The sequence below is a fragment of the Mesorhizobium sp. M0618 genome (genome assembly GCF_040320765.1).
Classification (GTDB): domain Bacteria; phylum Pseudomonadota; class Alphaproteobacteria; order Rhizobiales; family Rhizobiaceae; genus Mesorhizobium.
Genome location: NZ_JAMYQH010000018.1, coordinates 92558 through 113036 on the forward strand (window position 1 = coordinate 92558; position 20479 = coordinate 113036).

General features: G+C 57.8%; 19 protein-coding genes. 13 read left to right on the plus strand and 6 right to left on the minus strand.

Annotation, left to right across the window (positions count from 1 at the left end):
- Window positions 1–35: 35 nt before the first annotated feature.
- The 4 genes from NKJ04_RS19855 (at window position 36) to NKJ04_RS19870 (ending at window position 4610) form a co-directional block, all read left to right on the plus strand.
- Window positions 36–626 carry a biotin transporter BioY gene (locus tag NKJ04_RS19855; protein WP_352442759.1) on the plus strand — a complete coding sequence of 197 codons (591 nt, stop codon included), beginning with the start codon at window positions 36–38 and terminating at the stop codon, window positions 624–626.
- A 363-nt stretch (window positions 627–989) separates the two neighbouring features.
- The gene (locus NKJ04_RS19860) at window positions 990–2267 is read left to right on the plus strand and encodes a sugar transferase (protein ID WP_352677139.1); all 1278 of its coding nucleotides are present in this window, start codon (window positions 990–992) and stop codon (window positions 2265–2267) included.
- A gap of 43 nt (window positions 2268–2310) precedes the next feature.
- On the plus strand, window positions 2311–3585 hold the full coding sequence (locus NKJ04_RS19865; RefSeq protein WP_352677140.1) for a nucleotide sugar dehydrogenase: 1275 nt from the start codon (window positions 2311–2313) through the stop codon (window positions 3583–3585).
- Complete coding sequence (locus tag NKJ04_RS19870; RefSeq protein WP_352677141.1) at window positions 3585–4610, plus strand: NAD-dependent epimerase; 1026 nt, start codon at window positions 3585–3587, stop codon at window positions 4608–4610. The genes NKJ04_RS19865 and NKJ04_RS19870 overlap by 1 nt, the downstream gene beginning before the upstream one ends.
- A gap of 161 nt (window positions 4611–4771) precedes the next feature.
- Here NKJ04_RS19870 and NKJ04_RS19875 read toward each other — a convergent pair whose 3' ends face one another.
- Window positions 4772–5014: a hypothetical protein gene (locus NKJ04_RS19875; protein WP_352550762.1), complete on the minus strand. Its 243-nt coding sequence runs from the start codon at window positions 5012–5014 to the stop codon at window positions 4772–4774.
- A gap of 397 nt (window positions 5015–5411) precedes the next feature.
- On the opposite strand from NKJ04_RS19875, the gene NKJ04_RS19880 reads away from it, so the two are divergent.
- Window positions 5412–5711: a hypothetical protein gene (locus NKJ04_RS19880; protein ID WP_128305896.1), complete on the plus strand. Its 300-nt coding sequence runs from the start codon at window positions 5412–5414 to the stop codon at window positions 5709–5711.
- 2 nt (window positions 5712–5713) lie between these two features.
- A complete protein-coding gene (locus NKJ04_RS19885; protein ID WP_128305897.1) occupies window positions 5714–6406 on the plus strand; it encodes an SOS response-associated peptidase in 693 nt (230 codons plus the stop codon).
- Here the strand turns inward: NKJ04_RS19885 and ku are convergent, their stop codons facing one another.
- The 4 genes from ku to NKJ04_RS19905 form a co-directional block, all read right to left on the minus strand.
- Window positions 6407–7231 (minus strand): non-homologous end joining protein Ku, encoded by an 825-nt coding sequence (gene ku / locus NKJ04_RS19890; protein ID WP_352550759.1) that lies wholly within the window; start codon window positions 7229–7231, stop codon window positions 6407–6409.
- An 87-nt stretch (window positions 7232–7318) separates the two neighbouring features.
- Complete coding sequence (locus NKJ04_RS19895) at window positions 7319–8182, minus strand: ATP-dependent DNA ligase (protein ID WP_352550757.1); 864 nt, start codon at window positions 8180–8182, stop codon at window positions 7319–7321.
- Window positions 8183–8274: 92 nt separating this feature from the next.
- The gene (locus tag NKJ04_RS19900; protein ID WP_352550755.1) at window positions 8275–8409 is read right to left on the minus strand and encodes a hypothetical protein; all 135 of its coding nucleotides are present in this window, start codon (window positions 8407–8409) and stop codon (window positions 8275–8277) included.
- A gap of 35 nt (window positions 8410–8444) precedes the next feature.
- Window positions 8445–8711 carry a KTSC domain-containing protein gene (locus NKJ04_RS19905; protein WP_352677167.1) on the minus strand — a complete coding sequence of 89 codons (267 nt, stop codon included), beginning with the start codon at window positions 8709–8711 and terminating at the stop codon, window positions 8445–8447.
- A 99-nt stretch (window positions 8712–8810) separates the two neighbouring features.
- On the opposite strand from NKJ04_RS19905, the gene NKJ04_RS19910 reads away from it, so the two are divergent.
- From NKJ04_RS19910 to NKJ04_RS19940, 7 genes are all read left to right on the plus strand, one after another.
- Window positions 8811–9869, plus strand: coding sequence for a Fic family protein (locus tag NKJ04_RS19910; RefSeq protein ID WP_352677142.1), 1059 nt, complete (start codon window positions 8811–8813; stop codon window positions 9867–9869).
- A gap of 102 nt (window positions 9870–9971) precedes the next feature.
- Complete coding sequence (locus tag NKJ04_RS19915) at window positions 9972–10931, plus strand: O-antigen ligase family protein (RefSeq protein ID WP_352677168.1); 960 nt, start codon at window positions 9972–9974, stop codon at window positions 10929–10931.
- A gap of 144 nt (window positions 10932–11075) precedes the next feature.
- Window positions 11076–11957 carry a glucose-1-phosphate thymidylyltransferase RfbA gene (rfbA, locus tag NKJ04_RS19920; RefSeq protein WP_224696618.1) on the plus strand — a complete coding sequence of 294 codons (882 nt, stop codon included), beginning with the start codon at window positions 11076–11078 and terminating at the stop codon, window positions 11955–11957.
- 3 nt (window positions 11958–11960) lie between these two features.
- The gene (gene rfbC / locus NKJ04_RS19925; protein WP_023808534.1) at window positions 11961–12512 is read left to right on the plus strand and encodes a dTDP-4-dehydrorhamnose 3,5-epimerase; all 552 of its coding nucleotides are present in this window, start codon (window positions 11961–11963) and stop codon (window positions 12510–12512) included.
- A 22-nt stretch (window positions 12513–12534) separates the two neighbouring features.
- On the plus strand, window positions 12535–13605 hold the full coding sequence (gene rfbB, locus NKJ04_RS19930) for a dTDP-glucose 4,6-dehydratase (RefSeq protein ID WP_352677143.1): 1071 nt from the start codon (window positions 12535–12537) through the stop codon (window positions 13603–13605).
- Window positions 13602–14483, plus strand: a complete 882-nt coding sequence (gene rfbD, locus NKJ04_RS19935; RefSeq protein ID WP_352677144.1) for a dTDP-4-dehydrorhamnose reductase — start codon at window positions 13602–13604, stop codon at window positions 14481–14483. The genes rfbB and rfbD overlap by 4 nt, the downstream gene beginning before the upstream one ends.
- Window positions 14484–14614: 131 nt before the next feature.
- Window positions 14615–17788, plus strand: coding sequence for a glycosyltransferase (locus NKJ04_RS19940; protein WP_352677145.1), 3174 nt, complete (start codon window positions 14615–14617; stop codon window positions 17786–17788).
- A 159-nt stretch (window positions 17789–17947) separates the two neighbouring features.
- Here NKJ04_RS19940 and NKJ04_RS19945 read toward each other — a convergent pair whose 3' ends face one another.
- On the minus strand, window positions 17948–20455 hold the full coding sequence (locus NKJ04_RS19945) for a hypothetical protein (protein WP_352677146.1): 2508 nt from the start codon (window positions 20453–20455) through the stop codon (window positions 17948–17950).
- Window positions 20456–20479 lie beyond the last annotated feature (24 nt).

The following is a 20479-nucleotide window of genomic DNA, read 5'->3' on the forward strand; positions in this document are numbered from 1 at the left end:
ACATCGGTGTGCGGCAATCGGATTGGGGAAATACCATGGCAATTGCAACTACGATGCGTCCGCTTGTTTCTCTGGCTCTGCCGCAAAATGGCGCGGCGCGGCTGGCAACGCAGCTTTTCCTGGCCATCGCCGGAACGCTTGTGCTGACCCTGTCGGCCAAGACCAAGGTTATGCTCGGGCCGGTCGACATTTCGATGCAGACGCTGGCCGTGCTGCTGATCGCCGCCGCCTTCGGCATGCGTCTCGGCGTCGCCACCCTGCTGCTCTACATGGCCGAGGGCGCCATGGGCTTCCCCGTCTTCCAGAGCACGCCTGAAAAGGGCATCGGCATTGCCTACATGCTCGGCTCGACCGGCGGTTATCTCGCCGGCTTCGTGGTCATGGCGGCCATTGTCGGCTGGGCGGCGGATCGCGGTTGGGACCGCCATCCGATCAAGCTTTTCAACGCCATGCTGGTTGCCGAATTCGTCATGATGGCAATGGGCTTTGCCTGGCTGGCGCTGCTCATCGGTCCGGAAAAGTCGTGGCAGTTCGGCGTCGTGCCGTTCATCGTCGGCGACCTGATCAAGGTGGCTCTGGCGGCAAGCCTGGTGCCGGCCGTCTGGACGCTGCTCAAGCGCGGCTGAAGCGCGCGATCGAAGAAACGGCCAGGGGCAATCAAGCCACTGGCCGGAGCGGCGTGACTGGCCGATTCCGGTCTGGTGTCCGCCAACCTCGATAGATTGTCGGTTATATCGCCCTAGACGCTGCGACATCTTCAGTAATGATCATCAAGCCGCTTTATTAGCCCAGGCTTTTCAATTCCCGAACTGTTGACCTAAGAAATAGATGCTTGCTGGCGCAGCCGCGCTGTCGTAGCTCTTGGTCTTCGACTGTATCGAATCGCCGGGGGGCGAGACGTCCGATTCGTTGTTGTGAGCGATCAGGTCAGATGCACTATCGCGCTGGTCTGTCGCCGACACGGCAGCTTCGGGGAAGGGGGGAAGACGTTGAATGTCGCAGCGTCGACTATTGTCGGAAGCCGGCACTTCCTGTTCAGGATTCGGTTTCAACTGCTTGGCGGACTGACATTCGCGATTTTTGCGCCGGCGATCATCCGGATTGTCTTCAATCCTGAATTTATCTATTCGGCCAATCTTCAGGTCACGGTGGCCGCTGCGGTCATCGCGCACCTTGTGGGCTTTTTGTCCTATCGCCGCATCGGAAATTTCCCGGGCGTGGCCGCGGCAAGTTACATCTTGCCGACATTTGCCCTGTCCTACGGGGCTGTTTTCCTGACCATCTTCTTTTTTCGGTTCGAGTACAGCCGGTTTCAGGCCGCCGCCAGTTTCACGCAGTCCACGCTCTGGTACTTCGGCCTGAGCCTGTTGACGCGGCGTCTCGATCCGTACCGGCTCGTGGTGATCCCCGGCGGAGATGTCGAGCGCCTCAAGACGTTACCGGGTGTGCAATGGTTTTGGATCAAGTCGACCAGTACGATAATCGAAAGAGCCAGCGGCGTGGTTGTTGATCTGCGTGCCGATCTTGGCGCGGAATGGGAACGATACATCGCGGATCGGGCCCTTTCGGGAACGCCCGTATACCACGTCAAGCAGGTCAGCGAGTCGCTGACCGGTCGGGTCGAGATCGAGCACCTGTCGGAAAACACGCTTGGTTCGCTCAATCCGAACCAAGCCTATCTCAAGATCAAGCAGGCGGTCGACTGGGTCTCGGCACTTGTCTTGATTATCGTTTTTTCCCCGGTTCTGGCGTTGATAGCACTGCTGATCCGGCTGGATTCCGATGGTCCTGCGCTGTTTCGCCAGCAGCGCATGGGCTACCGGGGCAAGATCTGCACGGTCTACAAGTTTCGCTCGATGAGGCAGCATGCTGGCGCCGGCAGCGACAAGGAGAGGGCGATCACCAGGCACGACGATGATCGCATCACCCGAGTCGGGCGTTTCCTGCGAAAATCCAGGATCGACGAACTGCCGCAGGTCATCAACATCCTGCGTGGCGAAATGAGTTGGATCGGACCGCGACCGGAAGCTGTCGTGCTGTCACAGTGGTACGAGGCTGAGCTGCCATTCTATCGCTACAGGCATATCGTCAGGCCAGGCATAAGTGGGTGGGCACAAGTAAATCAGGGGCATGTGGCTGCCGTCGATGACGTTATGGAAAAATTGCACTATGATTTCTATTACATAAAAAACTTTTCGCCTTGGTTGGACGTTTTGATAACCCTCAAGGCAATGAAAACGATGCTTACCGGCTTTGGTGCGAGATAACCAATGCGAAGCATGGCTCTGGAATAGCAAGCGCAGGAAGCAGATGGATCTCGCCTCCAGGAAAATAGCGATCATCGGGCTTGGCTATGTCGGCCTGCCGCTGGCGGTCGCCTTCGGTGCCGGCAGGGATGTCGTCGGTTTCGACATCGACCAGTCGAGGGTGGACGCGCTGAGGCGTGGCGACGACCATACGCTGGAAGCCAGCAGCGAGGAGATCAGTGCTGCGTCGCGGCTGACATTCACCACCGACAAGGCCGATCTGCGCGATTGCGGGATTTTCATCGTCACGGTTCCGACGCCGATCGACAGGGCCAATCGTCCGGATCTGAAACCGTTGATCATGGCATCGACTTTGGTCGGTGAGGTCATATCGCCAGGCGCGGTGGTGATCTTCGAATCGACGGTCTACCCCGGCTGCACGGAAGAGGTGTGCGCTCCGCTGATCGAGAAACATTCGGGGCTGCGCTACAATGAGGGGTTCTTCCTCGGCTACAGTCCCGAGCGCATCAATCCGGGCGACCGCGAGCATCGGTTGCAAACGATCGTCAAGGTCACCAGCGGCTCGACGCCGGAAGCGGCCGAAGGTATCGATGCGCTCTATGCCTCGATCGTGCCGGCAGGCACACACCGTACCTCGAGCATTGCGGTCGCCGAAGCGGCCAAGGTCATCGAGAACACTCAGCGCGACCTCAACATCGCGCTGATGAACGAGCTGTCGCTTATCTTCGGCAAGCTCGGCATCGACACGTCCGAAGTGCTGGAAGCCGCCGGCACCAAATGGAATTTCCTGCGCTTCACGCCTGGTCTCGTCGGCGGCCACTGCATCGGCGTCGATCCCTACTATCTCACCCACAAGGCCCAGGAACTCGGCTATCATCCGGAGGTGATTCTTGCCGGCCGCCGTATCAATGACGGCATGGGTCAGCACGCGGCGGATCAGACGGCCCGCCTGATGATGCGCAAGGGAATACCTGTCGTTGGCAGCCGGATTCTGGTGATGGGCGCGGCCTTCAAGGAAAATTGTCCGGACCTGAGGAATTCCAAGGTCGCCGATATCGTTGCCCAACTGAAGGAATACAATGCCGGCATCGACATATGGGACCCCTGGGTCAACGCGCAGGAATGCGCGCGTGCCTTCGGCATAGCCAGCATGAAGGACATTCCCGATCAGCGCTATGACGGCGTTATCGTGGCCGTCGGCCACAGGCAGTTCCGCGCGCTGGGCGTCGACGGCCTGCAGGCGCTTTGCAAGACCCCGAGCGTCATCTACGACATCAAGGGTCTGTTCCCCAGGCATGTTACGGATGGGCGCTTCTGATGAGGGTTCTGGTCACCGGCGCCGCCGGCTTCATAGGCTATCACGTGTCGAAGCGGCTGCTGGAGCGCGGCGACGAGGTCGTCGGCATCGACAACGTCAACGACTACTACGATCCGCAGATCAAGGAGGCGAGGCTGCGGCTGCTGGACGAGGCGAGCCGCAAGACCAATGCGGGCTATCAGTTCATCCGCGGCAATCTCGCCGACAGAAGCGTGGTCGATGCCTGCTTTGCCGACCACGCATTCGACCGGGTGATCCATCTCGCCGCCCAGGCCGGGGTTCGCTACAGCCTGGAAAACCCGCACGCCTATGTCGAAAGCAACATCATCGCCTACACCAACATGCTGGAGGCCTGCCGCAACAACTCCGTTGCGCACCTGACCTATGCCAGCACCTCGAGCGTCTATGGCGCCAACACCGACATGCCGTTTTCCGAGCACCGGCCAGCCGACCACCCGCTGCAGTTCTACGCCGCGACCAAGCGCGCCAACGAGCTGATGGCGCACAGCTACAGCCATTTGTTCGGGCTGCCGACAACCGGGCTTCGCTTCTTCACCGTGTATGGCCCTTGGGGGCGCCCGGACATGGCGCTGTTCCTGTTCACCAGGAACATCCTGGCCGGTGCGCCGATCAAGCTGTTCAACAACGGCAATCACACGCGCGACTTCACCTATGTCGATGACATCGCCGAAGGCGTGATCCGCGCCAGCGACAGCCCGGCCACGGGCAATGCCGCCTGGGACTCCAGCCGTCCCGATCCGGCCACAAGCAGCGCCCCCTGGCGCATCTTCAACATCGGCAACAACAACCCGGTGAAGCTGACCGCCTATGTCGAGGCGCTGGAAAACGCGCTGGGCCGCAAAGCCATCGTCGAACTCTTGCCGCTGCAGCCCGGCGACGTGCCCGATACCTTCGCCGACACCTCGGCGCTGGAGCAGGCGGTCGGCTACCGCCCGACGACGACAGTGACCGAAGGGGTGGGGCGGTTCGTCGAGTGGTACCAGGCGTATTTCGGGCGGGGATAAAGCTTCGACATCAAGCTGAGGCGCCGGCCACTCCTCCCAAGCTGGTAGAGTAAACCCGCCGCTCCATTTTCGAAGCGACGGGCTCTCGCCCACCCCATACCAGTCAATGCAATTTAGATGCCAACTTTTTTGACCCGCTATGGGGCAAAGCCGTCGCCAACCTACCCAGCCGTAGGCGGCAGCACTGGCCCAGTAGTGTTCCACCGGATGAACTCGACTTCCTTCCCGGTGACTTCCCGCACCGCCTTTAACAGTACCTCATGCAAGACGCGCGTCTGCCTGTAGTGATCGCAATGCGGAGATATGAACGGCTTGACGATGCTTAGGTGCAGCGCTTCTGCTGCCATCAGAAAGCGCTCGATTTCAGCCTTCGATAATTGCTTTGACGGCTTTGACCTAGCCATTGCTACCCCCTAAACCGCTCTGTGTACCAGGTGATCTTCCCCCCGACCTTTATCGGCTTGTGAACCACTAGGCGCTTTGGCAAATGCTCAGGATGCACCTCTAGAAGAGTGATCTTGATCTGTGGCTTGCATCGGCTGCAATCGAATTTCAGCGAGAGCGGATCGACGCCGCCCCCGTAGACCATCATCAAATCGACCGATCGGCAGTAGCGAACATTGCCGCAACTGCACTCTGCTTTCACAAGCATATTGTGCCGGGTCGCTTTGCCCAGCGTGTCGATCGGATCATGCGCCATAGCCCTAAAAGAGGAACATATTCCTCTTTGGTCAAGGGGCTCTTGACTCTCTTGTTCCTATTTTGTTCACTGACAGGCAGGAAAGTCACAGGAGGCGGGCTATGAAGCTTCGCTTGGAGATAACGGGCGCTTCGCCCGATGAGCAGCAACGCGGCATTGAAGCTGCGCGGGCGGTCTTTGCCGCTGCGGGAATATCAGCCGAGCAGGCAGCCGATGGAATGTTCGCGCTAGAGGGCTGGGACGATGCCAACTTTCAGGACGATGAAGCACCGACGGAAGACGAGGATGCAGCAGCATCAATCTGGATGGATGCCAACAAGGCTGCCGTCGCGGCGTGCTGCGCCAATTGGCCTGCCGATGCGGTGCCTGAGAACTTTCTCTTCCTTGAATTGGTAGAGTGAGCATGTGCGGACGCTACACGAGATATCTGACCTGGTCGGAAATCCACCGGCTATATCGACTGACGGCGCCCGCAGAAACCGGTCGCAATGATGCCCCTCGCTACAACATCGCCCCGACTGAGGAAGTCCCATTCGTCACCGCCGGCGAGAACGGCAACCACAAGCTCCGCGAGGGTCGCTGGTGGCTAGTTCCTTTCTGGGCGAAGGAGATGCCCAAGGCGGCGATGTTCAACGCCAGGATCGAAGGCATAGACACTGCGCCGGCCTTCCGCGATGCCTTCAAGTCGAAGCGCTGTCTGATCCCCGCCGACGGCTTCTACGAATGGACCATCTCTCCAGCAGATGGCAAAAAAGACCCTTGGCACATCTACTTGCCCGATCACGCGCCGTTCTCGTTTGCCGGCCTGTGGGCCTACAATTCCAACCTCGAAATCACCAGTTGCACCATCATCACCGAGCCGGCCGGCGAGCCGATGAAGAACTTGCACGATCGGCAGCCGGTCATCCTCGACCAAGCCTACTATGACGCGTGGCTGGATCCGGCGACGCCCAAGGACGACTTGAAAGACATTCTCAGCCACGACATCGACGGTCAACTGCAGTTCAATCGCGTCGGTCGCGACGTCAACTCGACGCTAATCAACAAGCAGCCCAATGACCATCCCTCCTTGGTCGGGCCTATCAATCCTCTCTAACTATGCTGATTTGCGGCCCTTCGCCTTTGGCCGGTCTTGGTTGATGCCTTCGTTGGCGAGGCTCTTTCGAAGAACCGAGGCCAGATCGACCACGTTCTCCTTAGGTTTCGGCGCCGGTTTAGGGGGCTTTTTGCCCTTGCGCTTGGCGTCGATCATGGCAATCAACGCATCCTCGTAGGTGTCCTCGAATTTCGAAGGATCGAACTTCGTCACCTTCTTGTCGATAAGGAGCCCCGCGATTTCGAGCAAATCCGCATCGTATTTCGGGCTCTTCACATCGTCGAAGACGGTGTCTTCCGACGTCATCTCATTGTGGGTGCGCAACTCGGTCAGCAGCATCCCTTTTTCAAACGGCTGTATCAACACTTCCCGCCCGCGCTGATAGAGTACGACGCAGGAGCGTGCCGCGACGCGCTTCTTCGCCATCGCATCGCGCAGGACGGCAAAGGCCTCCAGGGAGGCGCCATCTGCCGGGATCAAGTAGTATGGTTTTTCCAGATAACGTGTGTCGATCTCGGCAACCGGAACGAAGGAATCGACGTCAAGTGTATGCTGCGACGTAAGCTTCAGTTTCTTTAACTCGTCCGGCTCGACGTGGATGAAATCATCCTTGTCCGCCTCATACCCTTTGATCTGATCCTCGGCTTCGACAACGTCGCCAGTCTCTTCATCGACATAGGCGCTTTTGACGGGTAAACCGTCCTTGCGGTTCAAAATCTTGAAGTGGATCTTGGATGCCTCGCTTGTGGCACCCACTATCTTCACCCCGCATGACACGGAACCGACCCTCAGAAAGCCCTTCCAGACCGCGCGTGGCGCCACCATGCCGTTTCTCCTAGACGTGCCGATGTTCCGCACAACGCCAGGCACACGGTTCTGTTCCGCAGGGGGAGCCCTCGTCGCCAGCGTTAGTCATTCCTCCTCTCGGTAATCGAGCAGCTTCGCATGGCGTAGCCTTTCCTCGCCCTTCAGGAACCTGACGCGGCCGACGAGACCAGGCTTCAGCCATTCGGCCTTTTCCTTCTTTAGACCCATCGGAACTGGTCCCCCGACCTTCCCTTGAACACGATCCCATAGTTGCCGACGCTTGTCGGCTTTAAAGGCAACGAACGCGCCGCCGGCATATTGGCCCTTGTCGGCCATGAGCACCATTGCGGGCTTTCCGGCCTCGCGCTGCACGCCAATGATGTCCATTTCCTTTTCGGCATAGCACTTGATCTTGCGCCAGTTCATCGTCGGCCCGCTACGGTAGATGCTGTCCTTGCGCTTCGAGACCATGCCCTCGAGCCCCGCCTTGTCGACCAGGTGATAAACCGCGTCGCCGGTGCCGGGCATGGCTTTGCTGACCTGAATGCGGCCGACGGCTGGAATCAGTGCCTGCAGGATTTCGCGGCGGTCTTCCACCGGCATGTTGCGCAAATCATGTCCGTTCAGGTGCAGGAGATCGAACGCCACCAAATACAAGTCGCGCGACGGCTTACGGCGGGTGACGGCTGATTGCAGGGCGTGGAAGTCGGACAGGCCGGCCTCGTTGACGGTGATTGCCTCGCCGTCGATGATGAAACTTTCCGCCTCGATCGCCTCCGCCTCTCCGGCAAGTTCGATATAGCGGCCGGTCCAATCGTATCCGTTCTTGGTGAACAGCCGGATCCCGTTTTCATCCTTGATAATCTGGGTCCGATACCCGTCGAATTTGATCTCATGAAGCCATTCGTCGCCTTGCGGTGGCCTGTCGACCAGCTCGGGCTCCATTGGCTTGATGAACTTCAGAGGCATGCGCTGACTCGCATAGTGCGATTCAATTAGCGCGCGCTAAAATGGTTCCGGAACATTTTAGACGAATTGAATGTTTGATAGCTGTGACGAAACTATCCGACCTTGGCCCGCCGATTCCCGGCAAGCAGCACGACGGCGAGCCTGCCGACGATCAAGAGAATTTCATGATTTGCCCGGTATGCGGCCAGCGGCTCGACATGCGTGACTTCCGCCAGGTCGCTTGGCACGATCAGCCCCAACATGAGCCGTTGGAACTGGAGCTCTATGTCACGAGCCGGAATGGGTAGCGATTGCGGACGTGGTCGTTGAAATATCGGCCCTTGGCAAAGGCAGCTTTGAACGCGGTGAAGGTCTCAACCGGTACGTCCAAAAACTCATAGTGCTTCCCGCTGGCTACAAACCAGACCGAGAGAATCCTGGTGTTCGGCTCATAGTCGAACTTGCGTATCGAGGTCGACGGCATGCTGCACCAGTTTGCCGGGCCGAATTCAGCGTGACGCGATATGGGCCGCATTCTAACTAGCCCCATCGTTTTCGGTTCCGGGACAACAAGAAACCCCGCCACCTTTCGGGAGCGGCGGGCCTGGGGGCGATTGAGTTTTGGGTATTTTTGGGTATCTTTTTGGGTATGGCTCTGAAGGTAGGTTCCTTGCAAATTACCCCCGAAATCCTTGCCTTGGTCTCGGAGATCGAAGAATTCAAAGGGGCTTGGCGAGCGCTGGGAGCGCTCGCGCCACAGCGCCTATCGGCTCTGCGCCGCGTTGCGACCATCGAGAGCATTGGCTCTTCTACCCGTATCGAAGGAAGCAGGCTCACTGACGGCGAAGTAGAGCGGCTGCTCGCCAACCTCGACATCAAATTCTTTGAATCCCGAGACGAGCAGGAAGTCGCCGGATATGCACAGGTCATAGAAATGATCTTCGCGCATTTCGATGCGATTGATCTGACCGAAAACCACCTGACACAACTACACCGTGACCTGCTGGCGTTCAGCAACAAGGACGAGCGCCATCGCGGCGCATATAAGACACTCGCCAACAATGTCAGTGCGTTCGATGCCGAGGGGAAAGAGATTGGCGTCATCTTCGAAACGGCGACGCGCTTCGATACACCCAAGCGGATGAAGGAGCTTGTCGAGTGGACTCGCAACACACTCAGCGAGCAAAGCCTGCACCCTCTGCTCGTCGTTGCAATCTTCACGGTGGTGTTTCTGGAGATACACCCATTCCAGGACGGGAACGGACGGCTGTCGCGCGTTCTGACGACGCTCCTGCTGATGCGCAACGGATATGCGTATGTGCCTTACTCTTCCCTCGAAAGCGTGATTGAGAACAGCAAGGGAGGCTACTATCTGGCGCTACGCCAGACTCAGAGGACGATCCGCAGCCCGAACCCCAATTGGCAGCCATGGGCTGTGTATTTCCTGCGCGCTCTTCAACAGCAAAAGCGGCGGCTTGAGAAAAAATTCGAGCGGGAACGCCTTGTGCTCGGCACTTTGCCCGAACTCTCTTTTCAGATTGTTGAAGCCATCAAGGACCGCGGGCGCATAACCATCAGCGAGATCGTCAACCTGACAGGCGCAAACCGAAACACCGTCAAAAAACACCTAGCCGCTCTGGTGGAAGCGAACCATCTGGCTCAACATGGAACCGGCAAGGGAACTTGGTACGGCCGAAATAAGCGGTAAAGGCTCTAAGTCTGCGGCACAAATCCATGGCTGAGCGGTGAAACGGGGCTGCGTTTCGTCAGTGTCGGCGTGGGACGTACGATCGAGTGTCTGTTGTACTTCGTGGCGATGGCTGCATTCTTTCTGAGCGTCACCCGCCTGCGCCCAGATCAGGTCTACGGTCTTCTGCCCTTCTTTTTGATGGGTGTCATCTGTAACGGATTGGCTGCGGCGATCCAGTATTCGCTCTCCGACACGGTTGCCATACAGGGTTTGCTGCCGTTCACGATCAATGCGGGACTGTTTGCCAACCAGAACCATTTTTCAGCTTTGCTCTTCGTCTCCATCCCCTTCGTTGTCTACTATGGCCTGTTTCGCGGGCACCTTCTGTCCGGGTCGCTCGGCTTGATAACGCTGCTGCTGCTGCTTCTGGCCGCCGGTTCGCGCGCCGGTATTCTGATAGGGCTGGCGATCACCATAGTATCTGTCGTCTTTCTGTCCGCGCGCTCGAGGCTGGGCGGGTATGGAATACCCGCTGTCTTCATCGGGCTTTCGCTTTACACCATCGGGGCGTGGACGAAGATCGATGCGGAAGTGGTTGACCCGGCCTTTGGACGGGCCGAATTTGCCCGCACGACGATCGCGGGAATTGAAGAGAACTGGGCGACGGGCGTCGGCTTTGGCAGTTTTCCGAAGGTCTACCAGATTTACGAAAAGGGAGAGATGATCTTCAAGCCCTACGTCAATCACGCCCACAATGATTATCTGGAATTGGCACTTGAAGGTGGCGCGCCTGTTGTCTTTCTGGTCGCGGCCTACTCGGTATTGCTTTTTGCGTTTTCCCTTGCGGCACGGCGAGATCCGCTGCAGAAAATGGCATTTCTCTCAGTATCGTTTCTGCTCGTTCATTCCCTGGTCGATTATCCCATGCGAACGGCGGCGCTTGCGATGACTTTCGCCTATATGAATGGCATCATCTTTCACAAGGGATTCGCTGGGCGGTTAAGCCAGAGAGGCGAGTCGACCGAGGCCCATGATGACAATCTGCTTGTTCCCGTCAGGCCGGCCTTGGCAAGACGATAGCAATGCGTCGCCTGGAATTGGCCATGGATTGGCGCTGGACCGTGACCCGGTCGTTTGCCGAACGCCGAGATTGACAAGCCATTGCATGGAACCTAAGCACGGGCGGCTGGGGCCGGGGGGTTCAGGCATGTCAAGGAGAGCTTCTTGAAAGGAATTATCCTTGCTGGAGGCAGTGGAACGCGTCTTTATCCACTAACATTAGCAGTCTCTAAGCAAATTCTGCCGATATACGACAAGCCGATGATCTATTATCCGCTGAGCGTTCTGATGCTCGCGGGTATCCGGGAAATTCTGATCATTTCGACGCCGCGTGACCTGCCGGTTTTTCGCGATCTGCTTGGCGATGGATCGGAGTTCGGCCTCGACCTGTCCTATGCCGAGCAACCGCAGCCCAACGGGCTGGCGGAGGCCTTCATCATCGGCCGCAATTTCATCGGCAAGGACAACGTGTCGATGATCCTCGGCGACAACATCTATTTCGGCGATGGGCTGTCGCAGCTTTGCCGCGACGCTGCCTCGCGCGAAAAGGGCGCTTCGGTGTTCGCCTATCATGTCGAGGATCCCCAGCGTTATGGCGTGGTTTCCTTCGACAAGGCCACGGGAACGGCGCTGACGATCGAGGAAAAGCCGCAGGTGCCGAAATCCAACTGGGCGGTCACCGGTCTCTACTTCTATGACAACGACGTCGTCGACATCGCCCCTGCCATCCGTCCCTCGGCGCGCGGCGAGCTCGAGATCACGGCAGTCAACAACGTCTACCTCGAGCGCGGCCAGTTGCATGTGCATCGGTTGGGGCGCGGCTTTGCCTGGCTCGACACCGGCACGCATGACAGCCTGCATGAGGCCTCGTCATTCGTGCGCACCATCGAGCACCGCCAGGGCATCAAGGTCGCCTGTCCCGAAGAGATCGCCTTTGAACAGGGTTGGCTGACAGTGGACCAGGTTCTGCGTCGCGCCGACCACCTGGGCAAGAATGAATATGCCGCCTATCTGCGCCGGCGTGTCGTCGACCTGTCGGAGGGCTAGGCGTTGGAGGTCAGGCCCCTTGGCATCGATGGCGTGCTGGAAATCGTTCCGAAGCGACATGGCGACGCGCGCGGCTTCTTCGTGGAAACCTACAATGCCGAGCGCTTTTCGCAGGCCGGCATAGACCTGGCTTTCGTGCAGGACAATCATTCCTATTCCGCCGCGGCGGGCGTCTTGCGAGGGCTTCATTATCAGCTTGCGCCGCGCGCGCAGGACAAGCTGCTGCGCGTCATCCGGGGCAGCATTCTCGATGTGGCCGTCGACATTCGCCGCGGTTCGAAAACATTCGGAAAATGGGTCGCTCTCGAAGTGTCGGCCGAAAAGGGCAACCAGATTCTGGTGCCGAAAGGCTTCGCGCATGGCTTCGTGACGCTCGTGCCCGACACCGAGGTCCTGTATAAGGTGACCGACACCTATTCGCAGGCGCATGACCGGTCGATCCGTTTCGACGATCCCGACATCGGCATCGAATGGCCGTCATTGACCGGCGGGTTCCAACTCTCGGACAAGGACCTCAAGGCGCCGCTACTGGCTGCCGCCGAGGTGTTCGCCTGATGGATTACGTGAGGACAGCGGCATGAATTTTCTGGTGACGGGCGGTGCGGGCTTTATCGGTTCCGCGGTGTGCCGGCATCTATGCGCCAACCCGGCCTATCGGGTGACCAATCTCGACAAGCTTACCTATGCGGGAAACCTGGCCTCGCTGCGGCCGATCGAGAATGCACACAATTATCGCTTCGCGCAGGCCGACATCTGCGACGAAAGGGCCGTGCTCGACATCCTCCGGCGCGACGATATCGACATCGTCATGAACCTTGCCGCCGAGAGCCATGTCGACCGCTCGATCGATGGGCCGGGCACCTTTATCGAGACCAACATCGTCGGCACCTACAAGATGCTCAATGCCGCGCTGGAATACTGGCGCGGCCTGCCCGAAGACAGGAAGAGCCATTTCCGCTTCCATCATGTCTCGACCGATGAGGTGTTCGGCGATCTTCCCTTCGACGGCGGCATGTTCGTCGAGGAAACGCCCTACGCGCCATCCTCGCCCTATTCCGCCTCGAAAGCGGCCTCGGACCATCTGGTACGGGCCTGGCACGAAACCTATGGCCTGCCGGTCGTGCTTTCCAATTGCTCGAACAATTACGGGCCCTATCACTTTCCCGAAAAGCTGATCCCGCTGGTCATCCTCAATGCGCTCGATGAAAAGCCGCTGCCGGTCTATGGCGCCGGCACCAATGTGCGCGACTGGCTGTTCGTCGAGGATCACGCGCGCGCGCTGGAACTTGTCGCGACCAGGGGACTGCCGGGCGAAAGCTACAATGTCGGCGGCAATTCCGAGCGGACGAACCTTGGCGTCGTCGAGACGATTTGCGATCTGCTCGACAGCAGGCGGCCGCGGGCAGGGGGCAAGAGCTATCGCGACCTGATTTCCTTTGTCACCGACCGCCCCGGTCACGATCGCCGCTATGCCATCGACGCCTCGAAGATAGGCCGGGACCTGGGCTGGGCGCCCAATGAGAATTTCGACAGCGGCCTCGCCAAGACCGTCGACTGGTTTCTCGACAACACATGGTGGTGGGGACCGATCCGCGAGCAGCGCTATGCCGGTGAACGGCTGGGCGAAGCACGCAAGGGGGCGGCGTGAGGCTCGTTGTCACCGGACGCGACGGCCAGGTCGCGGCAAGCCTTCTGGAGGCCGGCCAGGGGCGTGCCGGCGTTGAGGTCATCGCCATTGGCCGTCCGCAACTCGACCTTGCAAGACCCGACACGGTGATCGAAGCCATCGCGGCCGCGAAGCCTGATATCGTCGTATCGGCTGCCGCCTACACGGCGGTGGATCAGGCCGAGGACGAGCCCGATCTGGCATTCGCGGTGAACGCCGTCGGCGCCGGCAAGGTGGCGCAAGCCGCGGCCCGCCTGGGCGTTCCCGTCATCCATCTTTCGACCGACTATGTCTTCGACGGCACCAAGGACGCGGCCTATGTCGAGACCGACGCGACCGCATCAGCCGGCGTCTATGGCGCCTCCAAGCTTGCCGGCGAGCAGGCGGTTGCAGCAGCCAATCCGCGCCATCTGATCCTGCGCACGGCATGGGTCTACAGCCCGTTCGGCAAGAATTTCGTGAAAACCATGCTGCGGCTGGCCGCCGACCGTGACGAGATCGCGGTGGTGGCCGATCAATGGGGAAATCCAACATCGGCACTTGATATCGCCGACGCAATCCTGCATGCGGCGGCACAGTTGCACGAGGGCGCCGCCACATCCGGCATCTATCATCTGGCCGGAACCGGCGAGGCCAACTGGAGCGGCTTTGCCCGCCATATCCTCGACACAAGCCGCGTGTTGGGTGGTCCCTGGGCGCGGGTACGGGACATTGCTACGATGGACTACCCAACCAAGGCGCGCCGCCCCGCCAATTCCCGGCTGTCGAGCGCGAAATTCGCGGCGGCGTTCGGCTGGAATGCACCGGACTGGCGGCAATCGACGGAAGCGGTGGTGCGCCGGCTTCTTCGGTGTGCTTGACGATGCCCTTGCCCTTCGGGAACAACGCGCTTGCCTGGACTTGAAAGACCGCGATGATTCCTTTCACTTCGACGGCATTCCGATTCCCTGACCTCGATGCTCCGTCCGCATGGATCGAGCACGTTCCATTCATGTTCTGGCTTGTCGATGCGTTCCGGCCGCATCGGTTCGTCGAGCTTGGCACGCACACCGGTGTCTCCTATTGTGCCGCCTGCCAAGCCATCGAGCTGCTGCGTCTCCCCTGCAGTTGCTATGCGATCGACACCTGGAAGGGTGACGAGCATGCCGGCTTTTACGATGAGCGGGTCTATACCGATCTGGCCACCTACCACGCTCCAAAGTATGCGGCCTTCTCGAGTCTCGTGCGGTCGACTTTCGACGCGGCTGTTGACCATTTCGAGGATGAAAGCATCGACCTGTTGCACATTGACGGACTGCACACCTACGACGCCGTTCGCCATGACTTCGAAAACTGGCGGCCGAAACTTACGCGGAATGCCATAGTGCTCTTTCACGACACGAACGTGCATGAACGCGACTTCGGAGTCTATCGACTTTGGGGTGAGGTCTCGGCGGGTCGGCCGCATTTCGAGTTCCTGCATGGGCATGGCCTGGGCGTCTTGGGGATTGGCGACAGCTACCCGAAAGCGGTCGAGGGACTTTTCGCCGCCGGTGAACAAGATCATTGCCGGGAGGCTGTACGAACCGCCTTCGCCCATCTTGGCCAGGCGGTTGCCCAGCGCGGCAATACGGCCGATGCGGTGGGACAGGCGGAAGCGCAGTGGCGGCGACAGGTCGAACAGCGCGAAAACGAGATCGCCGCGCTGACGATCGACCGCGAGCAACTCCGTGCGGTCACGCAAGCTCTGGAACTGGCCAACACGAATCTCGCGGCAAAGGACGAGGATATCGCGGTGCTTGAGCATAGGGTGGGGGAAAGCAATCAGCAGATGGCCGTGTTGAAGCACGAAATCGAGCTGATTCACAGCAGCCGAACCTGGCGTTACCGATCGATCCTGCGGAGACTTCTGTCACTTCCGAACAAGGCAATTTTCTATGCCGGACGGACTGTCGTGTTGCATCCAGTTCACCATTTGGAGGCTGTGCCATCGGGCAAGGGTGCCACGGAGTGGACAATAGCGGGTGAGGATCCGCAGTTTGAGCTCCTGTGGCCGGGCTTTGGCCCCCTGGTTCCTGGGCACTACCAAATCAGCGCACGTGTTCCGGCCGGCTCGAACGCGTTGACTGACGCGTACCTTTATGTCGACAGTGGCAAGGGCTACAACGAGATTGAGCGGATCGATCTGAGTTTTCGTTCGAACGGGAAGAGCCCGGCCGTGGCCGTGTTTTCGCTTGAGGCCGGTGCTCAAAAACTGCGTGTCGATCCGGGTGAAGGCTCTGTCAAGATTGCTATTGGCCGTGTGCGGCTGCGTCGGCTCGGCCGGATTGAATATTATGCGTCCCTCATTGGGAGAGTCGTCGCCCGCCAGGTGAAAAACCCTGGCACGCTCGTGCGGTCTGCGGCTCGTGGCATAAAGATCTGGAGGCAAAGCGGCCTTCGGGGATTTGCGGCCATGCTCCGGTCGAAGGAAGCGCTAGGTCCACCGGGCAGCGTTACGTACGAGAAGTGGATCGCGCTCAACGATACGCCAACGGAACACGACGTTGCGGATTTGAGGCAACGATTGGCCCAGTTGGAAAACAAGCCGCTTATTTCAGTGCTGATGCCGGTCTACAACACCCCGGAGAAGCTCTTGCGGGAAGCGATCGACAGCGTCCGCGCCCAGGTCTATGAGAACTGGGAGTTGTGCATAGCGGACGATTGCTCGACGAAACCGTATATGCGGCGCGTTTTGAACGAATATGCGAACCACGATCCGCGCATCAAAATCGTTTTTCGCGACACGAATGGCCATATCTCGCATGCATCCAATTCTGCGTTGGAACTGGTCACCGGTGAGTGGGTCGCATTGCTCGACCATGACGATCTTCTGCGTCCGCATGCGCTGGCCGAAATCGTGCTGGAAGTCGATCATCATCCTGATGCAGAACTGCTCTACAGCGACGAAGACAAGATCGATGCGGAAGGCAGGCGCTATGACCCCTGTTTCAAGCCGGATTTCTCGCGGGAGCTTTTCCGCTCACAGAACTATCTGAATCACCTCACCGTGCACCGGGCGGAAAATATCCGCGCCGTCGGCGGCTGGCGCCCCGGCTTCGAGGGCAGCCAGGACTATGACCTAAATCTGCGCGTCTTCGAGCGCATAGCCCCTGAGAGAATTCGGCACATTCCGAAAGTGCTCTACCACTGGCGTGCGGTGGAAGGCTCGACGGCGCTCGATGGCTCGCAAAAGAGCTACGCCTATGTGGCTGGGTTGCGTGCGCTGGAAGAACATGTCGAACGCATGGATATTCCGGCGAAAGCTGAGGAAGGTCCTGGCACACCCTGTTACCGCCTTCATTTTTTCGTCCCCGAACCGCAGCCGTTTGTAAGTCTGATCGTGCCAACGCGCGACAAGGTCGAGCTTCTTCGCAACTGTGTGGAGTCCATCCGCGAAAAGACCACCTACGGGAATTACGAGATTCTGGTGGTCGACAATGGCTCGGTGGAGGAGGAAACGCTTGCTTATTTCAGCGAGCTGAAGAATGCGAAGAATGTTCGTGTGCTCCGTTACGACAAGCCGTTCAATTATTCCGCGATCAACAATTTCGCCGTGGGAAAAGCGAAGGGCTCGATCATCGGCCTCGTCAACAACGACATCGAGGTAATCTCACCGGACTGGTTGACGGAAATGGTCTCCTGGGCCGTTCAGCCGGATGTGGGTTGCGTCGGCGCCAAGCTCTACTATGCCAATGATACGATTCAGCATGGCGGTGTGATTGTCGGATTGGGCGGCGTCGCTTGCCATTCGCACAAGGATTTCCCGCGCGATCATCCGGGATATTTTTACAGGTTGAAGGCTCTGCAGAATCTCTCCGCTGTTACGGCAGCTTGTCTCCTGATCCGCAAAAGCGTGTTTGAAGAAGTTGGTGGTCTCAACGAGGTGGACCTGACGGTAGCCTTCAACGATGTAGACCTTTGTCTGAAAGTCGGGGAAGCCGGCTATTCAAACGTCTGGACGCCCTATGCCGAGCTTTACCATCTCGAAAGCGTCTCGCGCGGCATTGATGCCGCCCCGGAGAAAATGGAACGTTTCAGCAGAGAAATTGCGTATATGCAAAGACGATGGAAAGAGATCATCGAGCGTGATCCCTTCTATTCGCCGAACTTGACCAGAGGGCGCGAAGATTTCTCGCTAAGCTGATGTCCCGGGAGCTATGATACGAGGTTCTTCTGAAGTTGTGTTGTTTCATCCAATGCAATCCAGAATCTGCGCTCCGACACTTGTTACGCGTCCATTTCAACGATGCGCAGTTGCGACCATAGTGGGAGGCGGCAAAACGGAGGTAAGGGATAAGCACATTCATGTGCCTGGTTGGGACCTGGAGGTCCTGCCATTCAACGTGATTAGGAGAAGGACCGAGGCTGCAAAGCCCGCAATGCAAAGCTCCAGGGTTTTCAGCAGGTGACTGCTATCGTAATAGAATTGAATTTTGCTCCGCCCGCTCACCTCGACGGCAGGAAAAAAATCTAAAAACTTTTTTAGCTCTACGGGCTTCCCATCCAATGTGGCTCGCCAATATTTATTGGTACGGATGGGGAAAACGACCCATCCATGTGTTGCGCCTGAATATTCCACTGTCACGTCATCCGGTCGATACGTTGCAAGGCGCACGGAGCCAAAATCTGCTTCCGGTTGCCCGTCTAGTTCGCGCACATAGTAGCCGGAGCCTAGAACCGCGTGGTTCTCGACGACGTCAATGCCCATCTCTACCGGCGTGATCGAAAAATTTTGGGGAAGGTGGGTTTTTTCAATAACTTTAATTTTTGGGATGCCGGGAAATACACTCGATCCAACCTGATAGGTTGCCCCGCCGGCGGTTTCGAAGGCCCATGCACTGAGCATCTTTTGGCTGTCGGGTTTGGTCATTGAAATGACATACCGATACGTTCCGGCCAAAAGAGGAACGTCCTTGTTGAAACCGAAGGTGGCGAATTGGTTGTCACGTATCGCCTCCGGCGGTAATTCAGCGTGAGCCACGAGAAGTTCATCTTTGTAAAGGTCAAATATCAATGCAGAGGGGGCGTAGCCCTCATTATATGTTGCCAATAACACCTGCACGCTCGTCGCACTCATGGGCTTGTCAATTACCAAGTTACCTTTGAGGGCACCGTTGTTAAGGGGGAGAGTGGGTCTCTGGCCAATGCCAGACGTTTCATATGCCAATTCGGTGGCGCATCCACTTCTGACGAGGAAGAAGCGGACAGCAGCATAGGTAATTCCTCGGCTGGAGAAATTAATGTCGGAGCATTGAATGACGGAGGCGGTATATGTTGTCTGATAAGAAGGCGCGATGTCCTGAGCTATCTTCTTTTGAGCGTCGGTGCGAAAGCCATGAGCAAATAACTCTGGCAACCGATAGTTCGACAAAGAACCAGACCCAAGAAAGCTGTCATCGGAAACAATGCTTTGACCAGGAAGAATTTTAGACAAGACATACGATATTGACGGAGTTTCTGGGAAGAATGTCTCGATGTCGGGTCTCGCATTGGTTTGCCTGAACCAGTAGCCGAGATTAATTGCCTGAAGTAGGCATATGAACAGAACGATATGTGATTTGTAGTAGGGCTCGTATTTTGATGATGTGGGAGATATGTAATGGATCGAATAGGAAGAGAGTATGGCTAATGATAATCCAAATAATATAGATGCCCTACTCCAAATGTTTAGGTCAAATCCAGGTATTAGTTTAACGAGTGCGGCAGGGGCTGCGCCAAATGCAGTTGCCATTGTGAATATCGCAATGATTAGTCCGAAGACGGCAAATCGATTGCGTGCCTTAAAAATGATATATATTGCAAAAATGGTAAGAAGGGCGGCCGGTATTCCGGCCGAAAAAGTGCGCTCAACGCCTAGATGATCCACGAAGTCTGAGCCAAACATATAGATGATGTCGTAGGGGGAGAATCCCGTTCCGCCCGTTCGGCTCGACAAATCAGTTGAATCGAGAATGTCTTTAGTTTGCAAAAGGCCGGGAAGGGCGAGGAACGCACCTGCCGTGCCTGCGCAACCTAGTCCGATAATTCGCCTGACCGGGAGCTGACTGATGCCGATGCTCCTGAAGTCGGCAAAGAGAACTACGACCCCCAGTATCAGTGACGAGATGGTTCCAAGCAGTGCCACAAACGGAAAGCCGGCCAATGCCATCAGGGCTACGCTAAGCGAGAATCCCAGAGCCCAACCCAAACGGCCTGTTTGCCAATATCGAAGTTGAGTGGCGAGAACCCATGGAATAAGAGCGCTTGTTGTCAGATGCGGCCAATGTGCCCAGGCGATGTTGAAACCGCAAAATGCGAATACCATGGCGCCGAAAACCGCTGCCGTCCGATTCCTGAACATGAAAAAAAGCAGAAAGTAAGTGCCGAAAGCAGCCAGGAGATAGTTCGTCAGAATCGCGAACGTGTACCCTATGGCCTCATTCGGCGTGAGGGCATAGATCAGAAAGGGTATTGAAAAGCCTTCGTAAGTCGGAACCTGGATGCCGGCCGCACCCAGTTGATTGAGTGGATTCCATAGCGGGATATGCCCTTCCCGCAACTCTCGCCTGAACTCCCGCCAGTTTGGAAGCCGGGCATCCAAAATGTCAGAACGCTCCAAATTGACAACTGGAGTGTCAATCCCGGCATTGTCCCATCCTGGAAAGGCCAACAGCAGATCCATCGGCGCCAGCGTTTGCCGAAAAGGATTGACGCCCACTATGCCCAGGACGAGGACGAAAAGAAGCGCCATCGAAATGATGTGCCGCAAAAATGGCGTCTGCCCCGGTACATGGTTGTCCTGCACGGATGTTCCCATCAATTGCGTGTCCAAGCACTTTTCCCTTTTGGTGACCTG